This is a genomic window from Halorussus aquaticus (genome assembly GCF_024218795.1).
GTDB classification, from domain to species: domain Archaea; phylum Halobacteriota; class Halobacteria; order Halobacteriales; family Haladaptataceae; genus Halorussus; species Halorussus aquaticus.
On sequence record NZ_CP100400.1, the window covers coordinates 858,552 to 873,025 of the forward strand.

At 65.8% G+C, this 14,474-nt stretch carries 14 protein-coding genes; 8 read left to right on the top strand and 6 right to left on the bottom strand.

Annotated features, from left to right (window positions below):
* Positions 1 to 284: 284 nt before the first annotated feature.
* A complete protein-coding gene (locus NGM06_RS04520) occupies positions 285 to 791 on the top strand; it encodes a hypothetical protein (protein ID WP_254269134.1) in 507 nt (168 codons plus the stop codon).
* Between the two features lie 165 nt (positions 792 to 956).
* Here NGM06_RS04520 and NGM06_RS04525 read toward each other — a convergent pair whose 3' ends face one another.
* The 5 genes from NGM06_RS04525 to NGM06_RS04545 form a co-directional block, all read right to left on the bottom strand.
* Complete coding sequence (locus NGM06_RS04525; protein WP_254269135.1) at positions 957 to 1,310, bottom strand: DUF7344 domain-containing protein; 354 nt, start codon at positions 1,308 to 1,310, stop codon at positions 957 to 959.
* A 352-nt stretch (positions 1,311 to 1,662) separates the two neighbouring features.
* Positions 1,663 to 3,045 carry an outer membrane protein assembly factor BamB family protein gene (locus NGM06_RS04530; protein ID WP_254269136.1) on the bottom strand — a complete coding sequence of 461 codons (1,383 nt, stop codon included), beginning with the start codon at positions 3,043 to 3,045 and terminating at the stop codon, positions 1,663 to 1,665.
* Positions 3,046 to 3,209: 164 nt separating this feature from the next.
* Positions 3,210 to 3,419, bottom strand: a complete 210-nt coding sequence (locus NGM06_RS04535; RefSeq protein WP_254269137.1) for a hypothetical protein — start codon at positions 3,417 to 3,419, stop codon at positions 3,210 to 3,212.
* 135 nt (positions 3,420 to 3,554) lie between these two features.
* Complete coding sequence (locus tag NGM06_RS04540; RefSeq protein ID WP_254269138.1) at positions 3,555 to 4,406, bottom strand: ubiquinol-cytochrome c reductase iron-sulfur subunit; 852 nt, start codon at positions 4,404 to 4,406, stop codon at positions 3,555 to 3,557.
* Positions 4,407 to 4,708: 302 nt separating this feature from the next.
* Positions 4,709 to 4,933 (bottom strand): helix-turn-helix domain-containing protein, encoded by a 225-nt coding sequence (locus NGM06_RS04545; protein ID WP_254269139.1) that lies wholly within the window; start codon positions 4,931 to 4,933, stop codon positions 4,709 to 4,711.
* Positions 4,934 to 5,185: 252 nt separating this feature from the next.
* Here NGM06_RS04545 and NGM06_RS04550 point away from each other — a divergent pair, with 252 nt between their 5' ends.
* The 3 genes from NGM06_RS04550 (at position 5,186) to NGM06_RS04560 (ending at position 8,650) form a co-directional block, all read left to right on the top strand.
* Entirely contained in the window at positions 5,186 to 5,860 is a 675-nt protein-coding gene (locus NGM06_RS04550; protein WP_254269140.1) for a DUF7500 family protein, read from the top strand.
* 97 nt (positions 5,861 to 5,957) lie between these two features.
* A complete protein-coding gene (locus NGM06_RS04555; protein WP_254269141.1) occupies positions 5,958 to 6,392 on the top strand; it encodes a universal stress protein in 435 nt (144 codons plus the stop codon).
* The gene (locus NGM06_RS04560) at positions 6,389 to 8,650 is read left to right on the top strand and encodes an amino acid permease (protein ID WP_254269142.1); all 2,262 of its coding nucleotides are present in this window, start codon (positions 6,389 to 6,391) and stop codon (positions 8,648 to 8,650) included. Before NGM06_RS04555 ends, NGM06_RS04560 begins: the two co-directional genes overlap by 4 nt.
* Before the next feature lie 110 nt (positions 8,651 to 8,760).
* On the opposite strand, the gene NGM06_RS04565 is transcribed toward NGM06_RS04560, so the two are convergent.
* Positions 8,761 to 10,104 carry a hypothetical protein gene (locus NGM06_RS04565; RefSeq protein WP_254269143.1) on the bottom strand — a complete coding sequence of 448 codons (1,344 nt, stop codon included), beginning with the start codon at positions 10,102 to 10,104 and terminating at the stop codon, positions 8,761 to 8,763.
* Between the two features lie 95 nt (positions 10,105 to 10,199).
* On the opposite strand from NGM06_RS04565, the gene NGM06_RS04570 reads away from it, so the two are divergent.
* The 4 genes from NGM06_RS04570 to NGM06_RS04585 all read left to right on the top strand — a co-directional run bounded on the left by NGM06_RS04570 (position 10,200) and on the right by NGM06_RS04585 (position 14,461).
* Positions 10,200 to 10,754: a chemotaxis protein CheW gene (locus tag NGM06_RS04570; RefSeq protein ID WP_254269144.1), complete on the top strand. Its 555-nt coding sequence runs from the start codon at positions 10,200 to 10,202 to the stop codon at positions 10,752 to 10,754.
* 150 nt (positions 10,755 to 10,904) lie between these two features.
* A complete protein-coding gene (gene cheY / locus NGM06_RS04575; protein WP_254269145.1) occupies positions 10,905 to 11,267 on the top strand; it encodes a chemotaxis protein CheY in 363 nt (120 codons plus the stop codon).
* Positions 11,264 to 12,304, top strand: a complete 1,041-nt coding sequence (cheB, locus tag NGM06_RS04580) for a chemotaxis-specific protein-glutamate methyltransferase CheB (RefSeq protein WP_254269146.1) — start codon at positions 11,264 to 11,266, stop codon at positions 12,302 to 12,304. The genes cheY and cheB overlap by 4 nt, the downstream gene beginning before the upstream one ends.
* 6 nt (positions 12,305 to 12,310) lie before the next feature.
* Entirely contained in the window at positions 12,311 to 14,461 is a 2,151-nt protein-coding gene (locus NGM06_RS04585; protein ID WP_254269147.1) for a chemotaxis protein CheA, read from the top strand.
* Positions 14,462 to 14,474: the final 13 nt, after the last annotated feature.

The following is a 14,474-nucleotide window of genomic DNA, read 5'->3' on the forward strand; positions in this document are numbered from 1 at the left end:
CAATTTGGGATAGTGCGGCGTGACTGCCGGGTTCACCTCACCCAGCAGACCGCCGACACTGGAGAGGTGTCAACTCTCCGGGCGTTCGTCAAAACCCTTCGCGGTGCGGTGCGAGCGGCGTCGGTCCGAACTGTCGATGATTCCCGAACGGAATTGCTCCGCATTTCGTTTTCGATAGGTGATAGTAGCGCGGCGCCCGGCGTTAAACGGATGCTACTCCCGAGTGATTCTCGGAATTTCATACGGGTGAATATATAATAAATGGCAACGACACTACAAACGGTATGAGGGCAGAAACCGTCGAGGAGTGGATGGACACCTCCGGTCCCGGACCGGAGTCACTGCTACGGCACCGTTTTCTCGAACCACCCTACGGCTACGTAATCGGTGTTGTTCTCTGGCCGGTCTTTCTCTCGATTGTCTCTGTCTGGGGCGTGTTGCAGTCTGTTCTCCCCCCGACCGTCGTTACTGTCGGGGGCCTCGTCGTCGGTATCGGAGGCTTTGTCGTGACGAGCACGAGTTCGGCCCTTCTGATGGGTGTAACCGCTTGGAACACTCCGTACGAGCGTGTACGACGACAGTCTGTACTCCTCTGTTTGTCTCTCGTTCCCTCGGCACTGCTGTTTGGTCTGTATCTCCGTTGGCCAAGCATCCCTTACAGATACGAACTGGGGTTGAGTGTCTTTCTCGCACACGAGTTATCGAAGATTGTATTCCTCGGCCCGGCGATTGGGTTCGCGTTCGTAATCTCCTCGCTGGTCGTATTCGTTTACAGGGCTTGCATCAAATGAACGTCTGAGAGGGCTGTACCACCGAAGATAGCGAAACAAAGCACGGGTACACGTTCGCGCTCGAAGAATCGGTCCCCGGCGATTTCGCTGTCGGCTGTACCTCTACGACCGGGTCTGTGGTTCCGCTCCGGAAAATCGCAACGCCGAGACGAAGAGTGGGTCGCGCTACGCGTAGAACTCCGTCAGTTGGTCGCCGAGGTCGATGGCGGTACTCGGTGTGTCGGGTCCCGACTCCTCCAACCACTCGACGGTGGCGTCCAACTCGGAGGTCGGGGCGACCCGCTCGTCGTCGTAGGTCAGGACGCCAGCGTCGGCCAAGCGCGGTAAGTGGTTGTGGTGGAGCGCGATGCGTAGCCGTCGCCGGGTCGGTCGGTCCGAAGCGTCGGCCGGGCCGACGCCGCGGGCGAGGAGTCGCGTCGTTAGCTGTTGGCGGGAGACGGGGCCGGTTTCGTCGAGGACGTCCACGATGGCGCGTCGGTACTCGTTACTCAGTAGGTCGAACGCGGTTTCGAAGTCCATTGGTGGAGTGGCTGGCACGCTACCGGAGGTACGTGCCGGTGATTAGTCCACTCTCACGGAGGGTTAAGAAACCTCTTGCCGGTTGCAGCAGTTTCGGATTCGGGAGGCGGTCCCCGCGACTCGGCCGATACCACTCGGCGTGAAACGGTCGGGAGTCTGACGCCGTTTTAAGTGTTACACCGACTTCCGTTCTGACAGGCGGTGACCGACCGCCTCGACGCGGTTCCGACTGCCCGTCGGCGTCCGCGTCGAAACGCGAAGCGACCCCGCGGACGACTCCCGGAGACCTGTGACGCGACGGACCTCCGCCGGGCGCACGCTCCTCGCTCGGCGGCCCGCCCCACGTTTTCGCTCAGGTACTCGTCCCGTTTTCGTACGACAGCGCCGCGACTCGACCGTCACCGTACATCGTCAGAATCTCGGGTGCCGGGTCGTCGTCTACGTCTGCCAGCGTCGGGTTGGTCCAGAGCGGCGTGTCGCGCTCGTACGACGCCAGTATCTCTCCCGAAGTCGGGTCCACGATGGAGACGCGCCCGTCGTTCGACGCCGCGACGAGTTCGTCGTCGCCGTCGTGGTCCACGTCGCCGAGGACCGGCGGCGGCGTCATCTGGGGGTTGACCGTTGTCAGACTCGTCGTCCACTCGACGTCACCCGACGTGGCCTCGATGGCCCGGAGGTTCCCGTCGCGGGCGGTCGCGTACACCTCCGCGGTTCCGTCGCCGTCGCCGTCGCCGACCGCATCGACAGCGGCGTACGCGCCGAACGACTGTCGCCAGACCAGTTCCCCGTCGTCGCCGTCGAGCAGCGAGACGTTCCCGCCGGAGGTGGCCGTCACGAGCTCTGCGGGTTGGTCGTCGTCGGCCTGCCCGGTCGTGAACCACGTCACCGAGTCGCCAGCGCCGACCGAGCGATTCCACGCGACGCTCCCGTCGTTGTCGAGCATCACGAGTCGCCCGTTGCCGAGCGCGACCGCGAGTTCCGGTGCGCCGTCGCCGTCGAAGTCCTCGACATGCGGTTGTCCCCAGACGTAGTCGGCCGGAAGTTTCCGCGTCCAGACGGTCTCGGCGTCGGCCACGCCCCGTGAGTCGCTGTCGGTCGAGTTGGCGTCCGGCCGGACGACGAACACGGTCCCGTGAACGTCCACGACGACGACCTCGGGTCGCGCGTCGCCCGTGAAGTTCGCCACGACCGGCCGGGTGTAGCCGTAGGCCGAGAGGTTGCGTCGGAACTCGGTGTCGCCCGTCCGCGGGTCGAAGGCGGCCACCGTCTTCTCGGTCGACGTGGCGAGGACCTCCGCCACGCCGTCACCGTCCACGTCGGCCAACGTCGGGTCGGCGATGGAGTGGATGGTGCAGTTGGCCGGGGGGACCTCGTACGTCCACCGGACCCCGCCCGTCGTCCCGTTCAGCGCCACCAGTCCGCATCCCGCGGACGCGTTCGTCGCGCCGTTCGCGTGGTCGTGGCGGTGGCCGTGGCTCTGTCCGGCGTCGGCCGCCTCGCCGCTGATCGGTGCGAAGACGAACGGTTGGTCGCCGACCAACCCGCCGACCGCGACGTGGTGATTACCGGTGATGTTTCTGCCCGTGTCGCTGACCCAGTTGGCGGTGAGCGTCGGGGTCGCTCCGGAGTCGGCCGTGTCGTCCTGCGCGACGAGCGAGACGGTCGCGCCGACGACAGCGACCGAGGCGAGGACCGCGAACGCGACCAGAACCACCCTGCGTTTCGCTGTAGGCATGCTAGTGAAACCACCTGAACGAGGTGCTTCTCCGACACTCGGTGTGCGAGCGAGATAAGCGCCCGCATTCGACGCCGAGCGAGCGCGGTTCCGAGAACGGAGCCTCGTCCGCTCGACGGCGTCGTGACTCTCGAAGTGGAGGCGGGGAGACTCGACCTGCCGGACTACTCGAACTTCCCGACGTTCGCGAAATCGTCGTCCTCGCAGGTCGAACACTCGTTCGGTTCGGTGATGAAGACGGTCCCGCACCCCTCGCACTCGTACAGGTCGGGGCTATCGTCTCCGGCGCTCGCGTCGCGTCCGGCGGTATCGGAAGCCGACGACCCCATCAGGCGTTTGGCTCGGTCGACGACTGCGGAGAGGAGTCGCTTCAATACGGGTGGATGCTGACCGGCGGTACTAAACGTTTGTTGCCGTCTACCGTGGTTGACAAGTTACGAATTTGACCAGTATCGGCGGGTCATCGGGACTCGACGGAGTGGACGCCCGGCGGTCGCCGCGACGCTCGGTCATCCCTCCGGACGCGGCAGCGCCACGTACGACAACTGGACGATGCTGAACGGGTCGTACACCGACTGGTGGCACTGGCAGTAGATTTCGTTGGCCGCGCCGAACTTCGCGCTGTCGGCGAGCGACTTGAACCCGGGGACACAACAGAAGTGGGTGCACTTGTTCATGTTGGCGAGGAACCCCGCTTCGGTGGCGGCCGTGAGCCACTCGTCGCCCTCGTCGGCCATCCGCGCGATTCGGGTACTCCGGATCAACTGGACCGGCATCGTACCGCCGGGCGGCACGTCCTGCGAGCGCCACGTCACGAGCGCGGGCTTCCCGATTCCGGCTTCGCCGATCTCGTTGCCCCACGTCTCGTAGTCGCCGAAGTCGTCGACGTTGACCTTCTCACCGGGTTCGACCTCCTCTTGCTGCCACTCGTACGGAGGCGACGCCGCGTACCGGAAGAAGTTGTCCTGGTCGGCGTCGGGTTCGACGCCGGGGTAGGTCTGGATTCCGCAGTACTGGAACCACTCGCTGGAGTAGGTGATGCCGCCCAGTTCCATCTCGGCGACCGTTATCTCCCGGCCCTGCTCGGTGACCGTCTCCGGTTCCGGCCAGACTCCCTTGATGAATCCGTCGTCGTCTATCTCGATCGGAATCTGGGGCATCCCCCGCGGTGCGGGTCCGGCGACGTTCTCGACGCCGTAGTACTGCGTGATACCCCCGCCCGCTCCGGTCGGCGCAGTCGCCGAGTTGATGCTGGCTGCCGCCGCTGTGCCGACGCCCGTGAGCGCGGCGCTCCCCACGACGCCCTTCACGAATCGCCTGCGTCCAGACTCCTCGGGATACTTGTCGTCCGCTTCAGCCATACTGACCCCCTCTGATCCCGGTCGTATCGCTATTAAACATGCTCCCCACCTGTGTTCTCTGGCGTTCAGCGATAAAGGACTGTTGGGGGGAGACACTCGTTTCGGACCGCGGCCGGTCGCACCGACTCGCAGTGTAGCAGTCGGGTTCACTGACAGTAGCCACTGTCTTTTTGGTGTTGCCGTGAGTCTCAACGGGTATGCCCCTGTCAGAAGAAGAACGCGAGCGCATCGAGCAGTTCGTGGCCACACCTCGCTACGAGCGGACCCCGGAACAACTCTGTCCCGAAGAGGACGAGGAGTAACTACTCTGCCACCGCGAACTTGCCGTCCCGCTTTTCCACGAGATTTCGTTTTCTCAGCGTTCGAAGGATGCTGTACAGCGTAATCTTCTCGACGCCGAGGTCGCTCTGCAGTTCGTCTATCGACGCCGCGGTGGGGAGGAGGTAGAGGTACACCAGTTTCGCGCGCGGCGACTCCAGTTCCGTCGGCAGTTCTCTCGTCGATGTCGTCGGACGTTGAACGCTCATCTGAGTATTCGATGCGAGTAGTTCGACGATAATAAATCCCTATTACAACAATCGTCGAAACCATCGGGGAGCCCCGCTCGCGCGGCAAAAATTGTCAGTTCGCGTGCTGACGGAGGACCGACAGGCCGCGACTGACGAGCAGGCCGTCTCGTCGTCCTTCGGAGACCAGCGACCTCACGAGAGGGCGACTCCTCGGACGGTTCGTCGGTGTAGGCGGTGGGTTTATGTGAAATCGACCGGTACCGACTCACAATGAGTCCACCGCCGGACGACGGCCGGGACCCCGACGAACGCGCCTCGCTGCGCCCGGACGAGGCCAACAGCGCCAACGACGGGTCGGCGCTCTCGCCCGACGAACTCGACATCGAGGACGAGGAGCAGGTGGTCTCGCTGGACCAGGACAGATACGTCATCGGGACCGACGCCCGGCCCGACGTTCCCGCGAACGATACCGGCACTAACTCGGCGAACGAGTCGGCGGCGTCGGCCGACTCACCGGCGGCGGAGTCCCCGGCGACAGACGACCAACGGTCCGACCAACCCCCGACGGGCGGTAGCAACGTGGACTCGGGCACGGTGAAGCAGTGGTTGGAGGACGACCTACAGGGCGTCAGCGCCGAGTACGGCTTCCACGTCAGCGCGAAGGCCGACGACGCAATCTCCCACCAGCAGATGTTCTCCGACGACGTCGGCACCGTCTTCGACAGTCTCCTCCGATGGTACGCCCAGCAGTTGACCACCGAGACCGCGGTCGAGGACGTACTAGGCATCCTGCTCACCGAGTCGAACGTCCGAGTCCGCTACTCGCCGTCGTGCCTGCAGTCCATCCTCGAAGCCTACGACCTCGGCCCGGACGACACCATCGCGGACCTGTTCGAGGCCGTACAGGACGACCGCGGTATGGTGTTCCCGCCCGAGAACGTCTGAAAAGCCGGTATTACCCCGTCGCCACCTGCTATCTGTCGTACTTTTCACTCGGTGAGTAGGAATTGTTTTGTCCTTCGAACGAAAACGACTCACTAACGTGACTAATGCACCGCCAGACAAGTTACTACTCTCGCACGTCCTCCTCCCGGTCGCGGACGAAGACGACGCGGAAGCGTCGTCGCGCGCGCTCGAACCGTACGCTCCCGAACGAGTGACCGCCCTCCACGTCGTGGAGAAGGGCGAGGGCGTCCCCGACAAGACGCCGGTCGAACAGTCAGAAGAACTCGCCGAAGCGGCGTTCGAGACCGTCCGACAGACGTTCCCCGACGCCGCCGACCGCACCGCGTACCGCCGGGAGGTAGTCGAAGCCATCTTCGACGCGGCCGACGACGCGGACGCCAGCGCCATCGCGTTCCGACCGCGCGGGGCCGGACGACTCGCGCGGTTCCTCTCGGGGAATCGCACGACCAAGATCGTCACCGAGGCCGACCGGCCGGTCGTCGTCCTCCCGCAGGACGGTGAGGGCGGATGACCGCCGACGACGAGGAACTGGCGAAGGACCTCGGACTCCTCGCGGCGTTGACCATCGGCGTGGGGACGATGATCGGCGCGGGCATCTTCGTCCTGCCGGGGCAGGCGGCCGCGGCCGCCGGACCCGCCGTTGCGCTCTCGTTCGTGGTCGGGGGCGTCATCTCGCTTTTCACCGCGCTATCGGCCTCCGAACTGGGCACCGCGATGCCGAAGGCAGGCGGAAGCTACTACTACGTCAACCACGCCCTCGGACCGCTGTTCGGTTGTATCGCCGGGTGGGGTAACTGGATGGGACTGGCGTTCGCCAGCGCGTTCTACACCCTCGGTTTCGGCGAGTACCTCGCCACGTTCCTGCCGATTCCGACCGTCGCGCTCGGCATCGTCACGCTCAGTTCGTTCCAGATCGGCGCGCTCCTCGCGGGTCTCGTCTTCATCACCGTCAACTACGTCGGCGCGAAGGAGACCGGCCGCCTCCAGGTGTTCATCGTCGTCACGCTCGTCGGTATCCTCACGCTGTTCTCCGCGCTTGGCTTCCTGCAGGCCGACCTCTCGACGCTTCAACCGTTCTTCCCCGCCGAAACCGGCGGTGCGGCGGCGGTCCTCCCGGCGACTGGTCTGGTCTTCGTCTCGTTCCTCGGATTCGCCAAGATAACCACGGTCGCGGAGGAACTCAAGAACCCGGGTCGCAACCTCCCGCTGGCCGTAGTCGGGAGCGTCCTCATCGTGACGACGATGTACGCCATCATTCTGGTCGTCATGATGGGCGTCGTCAACTGGCGGCAACTCGGTCCCGCGTTCACCGAGACGCCGGTCCTCGACGTGGCGGAAATCGCGTTCGGGAGCGTGGGTCTCGCGGCCGTCGGAGTCGGACTGCTCACGTTCGCCGGACTCCTCGCCACCGCGTCGAGCGCGAACGCCTCGATTCTGGCCTCCTCGCGCATCAACTTCGCGATGGGACGGGACAGACTCATCAGCCCGAAACTCAACGACATTCACCCGAACTTCGCCACGCCGTACCGGAGTATCGCGGTCACGGGCGGTCTCATCCTGCTGTTCATCGTCGTCGGCGACGTGAAGGTGCTGGCGAAGGCCGGGAGCGTCCTCCACCTCATCGTCTACGGCCTGCTGAACCTCGCGCTCATCGTCATGCGCGAGTCGAACCCCGACGAGTACCGACCCGAGTTCGAGGTGCCGCTGTACCCCGTCGTCCCGATACTCGGCGCGCTCACTTCGTTCGGTCTCATCGCGTTCATGGACCCCGCCGAAATCGGACTCGCGCTCGCCTTCGTCGCGGGCGGCGTCGTCTGGTACTTCGCCTACGCTCGCTCGAAGACGGACAAACAGGGCATCCTCTCGGACTACGTCCTCTCTCGGAGCGACGAGATGCCCGACCCCGCGGTCTCGGCCGCGACCTCGATAAAGCCCGACGGCGGCCGGTACCGGGTGATGGTCCCGCTGGCAAACCCCGAGAACGAGACGGACCTCATCACGCTCGCCAGTGCGGTCGCCGACCAACGCGACGGCGTCCTCGACGCGGTCCACGTCGTCACGGTTCCGGACCAGACGTCGCTGGAACACGCCGCCGACCACCTCGACGAACGCGAGGAGGACTACCACCGGATTCTGGACGAGGCCCAGCGAGACGCCGAGACGTTCGGCGTGGACGTGGAGACCCACACCATCGTCTCCCATCGGTCGTTCGAGGAGATATTCTCCGCCGCCCGGACTCACGATTCGGACCTCGTGGTGATGGGGTGGGGCGAGGAGTCTCACGGGTCGCCCGGCCGGGTGGAGAGCGCGTTCGACGACCTCGGTAGGGACCTGCCCTGTGACTTCCTCGTCCTCAAGGACCGCGGGTTCGCCCCCGAACGCGTCCTCGTCCCGACCGCAGGCGGACCGGACTCCGACCTGAGCGCGGAGGTCGCTCGCCTGCTCCGGGACGCCTACGACTCGGAGATCACGCTCCTCCACGTGGCCGACGACACCGCCGAGGGCGAGGCGTTCCTCGAAACGTGGGCCGCCGACCACGGTCTCGCCGACGCCGACCTCCGCGTCGAGACCGGCGACGTTGAAGGGGCCATCGAGCGCGCCGCCGCCGACTCCTCGATGGTCGTCCTCGGGGCGACCGAGCGCGGTCTGCTCTCGCGGTTGGTCACGGGGTCGCTCGTCGCCGACGTGGCGGAGGGCGTGGACTGCTCGGTTCTGCTGGCCGAGCGCGCCCACCGACGCGGTATCGTGGACCGACTGTTCGGCAGGTAGCGCGCACGTCGCTACTGCCGTCCTGATTTTCGTCGCTACCGTCGTCGCTTCACTCTCTTCGCTGTCGTTCACAACTGCGGAACTCCGTTCACGGACCTTCGGCGGCAAAACTACTTCGGAGTCGGGGGCGTCGGCGTTTCGGCAGTCGAAGAAGACGCCGCGAGCGACATCCCCGCCACGAGTAGCGGCGTCCCGGCGAGGGCGACGACGACCGCGTACGTCGTCCCGAAGAGCGCGACGAACTGGCCGAACCGCGCGGTCGGCGAGACGAACGACACGAACGGGAGAACCGAGAAGACGAGTCCGGCCGTCGCAGTCGCGACCGCGAGACGGCGGTTCCCGCGACCGAACGCGTACCCCGCGGGGAACAGCGCGAACACGGGAATCAGCGCCGGAAGCCCCGTGAACAGCGACCGAGTTACGCCGTGGCCGAACGCGAGGGCACCGGCGAGCGTCGCCCCGGCGGCGAGGAGGACGCCGAACGCGGCACCCGCGACGAGTCGGCGGTAGGTCGCTCGGTCTCGGACGGACTTCCGAGAGAGCGACGCGCCGAGCGCGACGGCGGTCAGGCCCGCGCCGAACGCCGGTGGGGTCGCCCCGCCGAACAGCGAGAGACCGCCGCCGAGGAGCGCGAGACTCGCCACCAGAACTCCGAGGACGGCGAGGGTGAGACCGACGGTGTCGCCGACGAGCGGGCGGTCCGGGCCGAACCGGGAGACCCCGGACCCGAGGGCCGCGACGAGCAGACCGAACACCGACGCGGGGAGGACCGCGTAGAGGAGGAGGTTCGTTCCCACGACGGGACCGAGCAGCGACCAGACGGCGAGCGCGCTCGAAACCGGTCCGAGGGCGGTGTCGGCCGGAACGAACGTGACGAACCCGCCGCCGTCGAACTCCGTGAGCGTCGTCCGTCGGCCGTCGGCCGAGACGGTCGCGCCGGGCAGCGTCCGACCGGCGCGCATTCCGTCGGGAGCGACGACGACGAGGCGGTCCGCGCCGAGACCGTCGATGTTCCGGTAGCCGTACGCCTCGGTGAACGCGCCCGAGCGCAGGACGCCCCCGACCGACCGCTCGGCGAAGCCCGGTTCGCGGTAGCGCGCGGTCAGGACGCCCGCCGACGAGACGTTCGCGCCGAGGAACTCGGTGTCCCACATCGCGCGGTCGGCTACGTCGGACCGAAGACCGGCGTTCGCGCGGAGTCGCTCGACGCCCTCGGACTCGGCGAGTCGGTTCCGGACGACCCACGTGGCGCTCCCGTTCTCGTGGACCGTGAGCGTCGCGGTGCTTCGTTCGACCGAGAGGGAGACGCCCTCGGACTCGGCGGTCGCCTCGAACGACTCCCCGCAAGCGTCACAGAGCGGCCGAGGCGGCGGAGCAGCGCTCGACGGAACGACCGACCACGCAAGCGACGCGACGAGGAGACAGCAGAGGGCGACGCGGATAGCGCGAACCATACGCTCGTCGTCACGTCGCGCCGACAAGGGCGTTTCCCCGGCGATCCGATTATCATCTGCGAGAGGCGAGGGCGGGTTTTATAACCTCGGCTTCGATGTTCGAATCAGAGAGCGCCATGGAGGTTCAGGAGACCGACGTCGAATCCGACGACGGAACCGAGCAGACCGATTCGCCGGAAGTCGAAGACGTCCCGACGAAACAGGTCGTGGAGTTCCGACTCGGCGAGGACTACTGCGCGGTAGACATAGATCAGGTGGACAGCATCGTAGAGATAAAGAAGGTGACGCGCATCCCCCGGACGCCCGACTCCATCGACGGCGTGATGGACCTCCGGGGCGAGACCACCGCCATCATCAACCCCCGGACTTTCCTCGGTATCGAGGGCGAACCGCCCGAGGGCGACGAGCAGAACATCCTCGTCCTCGACCGCCCGGACGACAAGCAGAAGATAGGCATCCGGGTGGACGAGGTGCTGGAGGTCACCGACCACCCCGAGAGCAAGATAGACACCGACGAGGACCTCTCGGACCTCGACACGCGAGGCATCGAGGAACAGATTTCGCGGGGCATCATCCGGAAGCAGAACGGCGACGGACTCGACCTCGTGGTCTGGATAGACATCGACGCTATCATCGGACAGTTGAAATGAGTCCGCAGTTCCGTCCCGACTCGAACCGCCTCGCCCCGGCCGACCGAGACCGGCGTGTCGTCGGGCGAGTTCGGACGAGCATCAGTCGTGATAATCGGAGGGGAGAATTTATTTCACCCCGTTTCAAACCAACCGGCAGGTGACTATCAGATGGCGAAGAACGTACTCATCGTAGACGATTCGGAATTTATGCGAAATCTACTGCGGGAGATTCTCGAAGAGGAGTTCGAGATCGTCGGCGAGGCCGAGAACGGCGTCGAGGCGGTCGAACTCTACGAGGAACACTCCCCCAACCTCGTGATGATGGACATCGTGATGCCGATTCGTGACGGCATCGAGGCCACTACCGAAATCAAGGAGGCCAACCCCGACTCGAACATCATCATGTGTACGAGTATCGGTCAGGAAGAGAAGATGAAGGCCGCCATCAAGGCGGGCGCGGACGGCTACATCACCAAACCCTTCCAGAAACCGAGCGTGATGGACGCAATCGAGGACGTAATCTCAGCATGACCAAAGCCGTCGTCGTCGACGACTCTCACTTCATGCGGACGGTCATCTCCGATATCCTCGAAGAGGGCGGCATCGACGTCGTCGCGCAGGCCGGGGACGGCGAGGAGGGCGTCGAAGCCGTGACCGCCCACGACCCCGACGTGGTGACGATGGACGTGGAGATGCCCCGAATGGACGGCATCGAGGCCGTCGAGGAGATTATGGACCGGAATCCCGTCCCGATTCTGATGCTCTCGGCGCACACCGAGGACGGCGCGGACGCGACGTTCGAGGCATTGGAGAAGGGCGCGGTGGACTTCCTCGCCAAGCCCGGCGGCGAAGTCTCCACGGAGATTTCGGCCCACGGCGACGCGCTGGTCGAGAAGGTCACGTCCGCGACGCGGGCGGACCCCGAGTCGGTCGACGACGTGAACACCCGGAGCAGTAGCACGCTGGAGACGGACCACGGCTACGTCGAGAACCCGACGCTGGTCGTCGGGGCCTCGACGGGCGGCCCGCGAGTCGTCGAGCGCGTGCTGTCGAGCCTCCCGCTAGAGGCTAACCTCCGGGTGCTCGTCGTCCAGCACATGCCCGACGGCTTCACCGGCCGGTTCGCCGAGCGCCTCGACCGCCGGAGCGAGTACGACGTGCGCGAGGCCGAGGACGGGATGCGAATCGGCGGCGGGGAGGCGGTCGTGGCGAAGGGCGACTACCACATGGAGGTCGCGGGTTACGGTAACGGTCGCCTCCGACTGCGCCTCCAGCAGGACGAGGCGCTCCACGGCGTGCGTCCGGCCATCGACGTGACGATGGAGACGGCCGCCGAGAAGATCGACGGGCCGCTGACCGGCGTCGTCCTCACCGGCATGGGGTCGGACGGCGCGGCGGGCATCGAAGCGATAAAGCGAGCGGGCGGTGCGACGGTCGCGCAGGACGAGGAGACCTGCTCGGTGTTCGGCATTCCGGCACGCGCCATCGAGACCGGTTGCGTCGATAGCGTGCGCCCGGCCGACGAGGTGGGCAAGGCGGTTCTGGACACGATTCGCGACAACGGGTGACAATACATGGACGACTACTTACAGGATTTCATACGCGAGAGCGAAGAGAACGTCACGGAGTTGAACAACTCCTTGCTCGAACTGGAGGACGACCCGTCCGACGAGGCCGCGATGGACTCCATCTTCCGGACGGCCCACACGCTGAAGGGCAACTTCGGCGCGATGGGCTTCCAAGACGAGAGCAACCTCGCACACGCCATCGAGGACCTGCTGGACGAGATTCGGCAGGGCCGGATGGAGGTCACGCCCGAGATTATGGACCTCGTGTTCGCGGGCGTGGACGAAATCGACCGCGCGCTCGGCCAAATAGAGGACGACGGCGAGTCCGACATCGACCCGGACGACACCATCGAGGAGATTCGGGGCGTCATCGAGCGCGGCGGGACGGCCTCTGACGACGCCGACGAGGACGCCGCGTCTCCGGATTCGGGCGACGACGGGGGTCCGGAATCGACCGGCGACGAGATTCCGGTGGACGAGTTCGAGGACCCCGCGGTGCTGGCCGACGCCGACGGCGACGTGTTTCACGTGGCCGTGGACATGGGCGACCCCCAGATGAAGGGCGTGGACGCGATGTTCGCGCTCGAAGGGTTGGAACGGGACCTCGACCTCCTCGGGACGGTTCCCGGAGTCGAGGCCATCAACGACGGCGAGTACGACGACGGCTTCGACGCCTTCGTCGTCGGCGCGAGCGCGGGCGACGTGGAGGCCGTGGTCGGGTCGGTCGGCAAAATCGACGGCGGGACGGTGACCGCGCTCGACGCGGACGACATCGACGCCGGGAGTTCGACAGATGCGAGCGCCGACGACACCGGTACGGACGACGAGGCGGCGACGGACGCCGACGACGGTAGCGACGCGGCCGTCGGCGATACTGACGCCACCGACGCCGACGCGGCCGACGACCCGACGGACGCCGACGACTTCACCGACGCGGACGTGGTCGAGACCGCCGAGTCGGACGACTCCGGCCAGTCGGACTCGGACGGCGGGTCCGACGACGCGTCCGCCGAGGAGATAGAGGAGATACAGTCGGTCCGCGTGGACGTGGACCAGTTGGACGACCTGCACGGGCAGGTCGAGCAGTTGGTCACCAGTCGCATCAAACTCCGGCGGTCGGTCGAACAGGCCCAACTCGACAGCGCGGAGGACCACCTCGACGAACTCGACAAGATAACGTCGAGTCTGCAGGACACCGTGATGGACATGCGGTTGGTCCCGCTGAAGAAGGTCGTCAACAAGTTCCCGCGACTGGTTCGGGACCTCGCGCGCGAACAGGACAAGCAGATAGACTTCGAGATGGAGGGGACCGACATCGAGTTGGACCGCACCATCCTCGACGAGATAAGCGACCCGCTGATGCACCTCCTGCGGAACGCCGTGGACCACGGCATCGAACCGCCGGAGGAGCGCGAGGCCGCGGGCAAGGACGCGGAGGGGACCATCCGACTCCGCGGCTTCCGCGAGCGCGACCGCGTGACCATCGAAGTCGAGGACGACGGTCACGGTATCGACCCCGACGCCATCCGGTCCAAGGCGGTCGAGAAGGGCGTCATGAGCCGCGAGGAGGCCGAGAAGCTCGACACCGAGGAGGCCCAGAAACTCGTCTTCCACGCCGGGTTCTCGACCAACGACGAAGTGACCGACGTGAGCGGTCGGGGCGTCGGGATGGACGTGGTTCAGGACACCGTCTCGCGTCTCGACGGCGAGATTCGGGTCGATAGCGCGCCCGGCGAGGGCACGACCATCAGCCTCTCGCTGCCGGTCACCGTGGCCATCGTCAAGGTCCTGTTCGTCCAGTCGGGCGACGAGGAGTACGGCATCCCCATCAAGAACGTGGACGAGATTCGCCGAATGGAGGACGTTCAGACCGTCGAGGGCGAGGAAGTCGTCACCCACGACGACACGGTCTTCCCGCTCGTGCGACTCGGCGACGCGCTGAACGTTCCCGGCCAGACCAAGAACGGGGACGGGATGCTCGTCCGCATCAAGGAGTCCGAGCGGACGGTCGCCGTCCACTGCGACGCCGTGAGCCGTCAGGAAGAGGTCGTCGTCAAACCGTTCGAGGGAATCCTCTCGGGTATCCCCGGTCTGTCGGGTGCCGCGGTCCTCGGCGAAGGCGACGTAGTGACGATTCTGGACGTGGAGACGCTATGAGAGGAGACCAGCT

Excerpts from the sequence above, each read along its gene's own strand:
- NGM06_RS04520 (WP_254269134.1), top strand. The coding sequence starts at position 285 with ATGAGGGCAGAAACCGTCGAGGAGTGGATGGACACCTCCGGTCCCGGA.
- NGM06_RS04525 (WP_254269135.1), bottom strand. The coding sequence starts at position 1,310 with ATGGACTTCGAAACCGCGTTCGACCTACTGAGTAACGAGTACCGACGC.
- NGM06_RS04530 (WP_254269136.1), bottom strand. The coding sequence starts at position 3,045 with ATGCCTACAGCGAAACGCAGGGTGGTTCTGGTCGCGTTCGCGGTCCTC.
- NGM06_RS04540 (WP_254269138.1), bottom strand. The coding sequence starts at position 4,406 with ATGGCTGAAGCGGACGACAAGTATCCCGAGGAGTCTGGACGCAGGCGA.
- NGM06_RS04545 (WP_254269139.1), bottom strand. The coding sequence starts at position 4,933 with ATGAGCGTTCAACGTCCGACGACATCGACGAGAGAACTGCCGACGGAA.
- NGM06_RS04550 (WP_254269140.1), top strand. The coding sequence starts at position 5,186 with ATGAGTCCACCGCCGGACGACGGCCGGGACCCCGACGAACGCGCCTCG.
- NGM06_RS04560 (WP_254269142.1), top strand. The coding sequence starts at position 6,389 with ATGACCGCCGACGACGAGGAACTGGCGAAGGACCTCGGACTCCTCGCG.
- NGM06_RS04565 (WP_254269143.1), bottom strand. The coding sequence starts at position 10,104 with ATGGTTCGCGCTATCCGCGTCGCCCTCTGCTGTCTCCTCGTCGCGTCG.
- NGM06_RS04570 (WP_254269144.1), top strand. The coding sequence starts at position 10,200 with ATGTTCGAATCAGAGAGCGCCATGGAGGTTCAGGAGACCGACGTCGAA.
- cheY (WP_254269145.1), top strand. The coding sequence starts at position 10,905 with ATGGCGAAGAACGTACTCATCGTAGACGATTCGGAATTTATGCGAAAT.
- cheB (WP_254269146.1), top strand. The coding sequence starts at position 11,264 with ATGACCAAAGCCGTCGTCGTCGACGACTCTCACTTCATGCGGACGGTC.
- NGM06_RS04585 (WP_254269147.1), top strand. The coding sequence starts at position 12,311 with ATGGACGACTACTTACAGGATTTCATACGCGAGAGCGAAGAGAACGTC.